The organism is Acinetobacter sp. CIP-A165 (assembly GCF_000367985.1).
In the GTDB taxonomy this organism is placed as follows: Bacteria; Pseudomonadota; Gammaproteobacteria; order Pseudomonadales; family Moraxellaceae; genus Acinetobacter.
Genome location: NZ_KB849202.1, coordinates 332,126 through 334,508, shown reverse-complemented (window position 1 = coordinate 334,508; position 2,383 = coordinate 332,126). Strand labels below are relative to the sequence as shown.

The window sequence follows — 2,383 nt, the reverse complement described above, 5'->3', positions numbered from 1 at the left end:
TGCGGTTTAATTTACTTGCTGGCATATACAATTTAGATTGGGTGAAAGATAAACAATTAAATTGATTGAAAAATGATTTATGAAGGAAGTCTAATGTATATCTTTCTCAAAATGGATTACCAGAAGTAAGGTCTGAAGGAAAAATTAAAAACTTGAAGTATATTTTTGTTGTGCCTTCTAATGTAAATAACAAAACCTTAAGATATAAAATTGATAATCGCTTAGCTAACACCGACATGAAAATTATTGGATTCTCAGAAAAGAAAATAGGTGTTTATACTCCGAATACAGCCAACAAATTAGTTAATCGATTTATTATTTCAAAATCCAAACCAAAGTTACTCAAAGTTGGTGAGACTATTGAATACCCATTGGATATTAATGAACAACTAATTACGAGTGGACAATCTATTAGTATTGATTTTGAATTAGCAGGTTTAAATGATTTATTTACGATAAAGACCTATTTTAAGAATGCAGCACTTAACACAAATTTTGAATTAAGCCATTCTTACATAACTAATGGATTAAGAATAAATATTAAAAATAAATCAACTGGAGAACTAACTTTGCCAGCAAATACTATAGGAATAAAAGTTAAAGAGTTTTAATCTTTGTAAAACCCACTTAATACAAGCCCATACACTTGGGCTTTATTCAGACCCATGCAAGCCTGTTTGTTGAAATAAAACCTCAATAAACAGGCTTTTTTTATGGCAGATTCATACCACCACGGACTGCGTGTCGTTGAAATCAACGAAGGTACACGTCCGATCCGAACCATTGCCACTGCTGTTCAAGGACTCATTGCCACTGCAGAAGATGCAGATGCAACCGTTTTCCCATTGAATACGGCAGTGCTCATTACCAACACCCAAGCTGCAGTTGCAAAAGCCGGCACCAACGGCACACTAAAAACAGCACTGCAAGCGATGGCCAACCAAGCCAATTCAATCTGCGTTGTGGTACGTGTTGCAGCTGCTGAAGATGAAGCAGCACAAACAGCAAACGTCATTGGTACCGTAGATGCTACTGGTAAATATACCGGTGCAAAAGCATTGCTATTAGCGAAAGCAAAACTAGGCGTACAGCCACGCATCATTGGCGCACCTGGTCTGGACACCCAAGCCGTTGCCACTGAACTTGCAACCATTGCAAAAAAACTTCGTGCATTTGCCTATGTCTATGCGTGGGGATGCAAAACCAAAGAAGAAGTCGTTGCCTATCGTGATGCATTCGCAGCACGTGAACTCATGGTGATTTGGCCAAACTTCGTGGCATTCAATGTCGACACAGCACAAACCGAAACTGTACCTGCAGTTGCAGTGGCGATGGGCTTACGTGCAAAGATTGACAATGAAATTGGTTGGCATAAAACCCTATCAAACGTGGCAGTGAACGGTGTAACCGGTATCGATGCCGATGTGACTTGGGACCTTCAAGACCCTGCAACAGATGCTGGCTATCTCAACAGCAACGAAATCACCACACTGATTCAGCATGACGGCTTCCGTTTCTGGGGCTCACGTACCTGTTCAGATGATCCACTCTTTGCTTTTGAAAACTACACACGTACAGCACAGATCATGGCTGACACGATTGCAGAAGCACACATGTGGGCCATTGATAAACCAATGCACGGTTCATTGGTCAACGATATGTTGGAAGGCATTAAAGCCAAACAACGTGAATGGACACGCCTAGGCTATCTGATGGGTGGCGATGCTTGGTATGACCCAGAGCTAAACTCAAAAGACACGCTCAAAGCCGGCAAATTGTATATCGACTATGACTATACCCCAGTGCCACCGCTTGAAGATCTTACCTTCCGTCAGCGTATTACAGACAGCTATTTGGCTGACTTCGCTTCAACGATCACTGCATAGGAGCTGATGCATGAGCCTTCCTCGTAAACTCAAAAATATGAACCTATTTAACGAAGGTGAAAGTTATCTAGGGCAAATCAAAACGGTCGTATTGCCGAAGCTCACACGCAAAATGGAAGACTATCGCGGTGGCGGTATGAATGCTCCATTAAAAATTGATATGGGCATGGGCGATGATGGCCTAGTGCTTGAATCCACTTTTGGTGGTTTAGACCTGCTCACATTGCGTCAATTCGGTCTTGAAAAAGTTGACGGTGTTTATATGCGTTTTGCTGGTGCTTATCAACGTGATGACACAGGCGAAGTCGATGCAGTGGAAGTCGTGGTTCGTGGTCGTCATGAAGAAATCGATGGCGGTGACTCTGAACCAGGTGAAGACACTGAACATAAAGTCGTGACCAACTGTGCTTATTACAAACTCACAGTCAACGGCAAAGTTGAAATCGAAATTGACGTGCTTGGCTTCAAAGAAGTTGTAGATGGCAAAGACCGTCTCG

General features: G+C 41.9%; 3 protein-coding genes. All 3 read left to right on the top strand.

The features are described 5' to 3' along the window. Positions 1 to 152: 152 nt before the first annotated feature. Entirely contained in the window at positions 153 to 611 is a 459-nt protein-coding gene (locus F991_RS07140; RefSeq protein ID WP_004670225.1) for a hypothetical protein, read from the top strand. Positions 612 to 713: 102 nt separating this feature from the next. After that, entirely contained in the window at positions 714 to 1,886 is a 1,173-nt protein-coding gene (locus F991_RS07135) for a phage tail sheath protein (protein WP_004670224.1), read from the top strand. 10 nt (positions 1,887 to 1,896) lie between these two features. Continuing rightward, positions 1,897 to 2,383 (top strand): phage major tail tube protein (locus F991_RS07130; protein ID WP_004670223.1); only part of this gene is annotated, 487 nt, incomplete at its 3' end.

Bases quoted from the DNA above. Each gene is read 5' to 3' on its own strand.
- F991_RS07135 (WP_004670224.1), top strand. From the start codon at position 714: ATGGCAGATTCATACCACCACGGACTGCGTGTCGTTGAAATCAACGAA.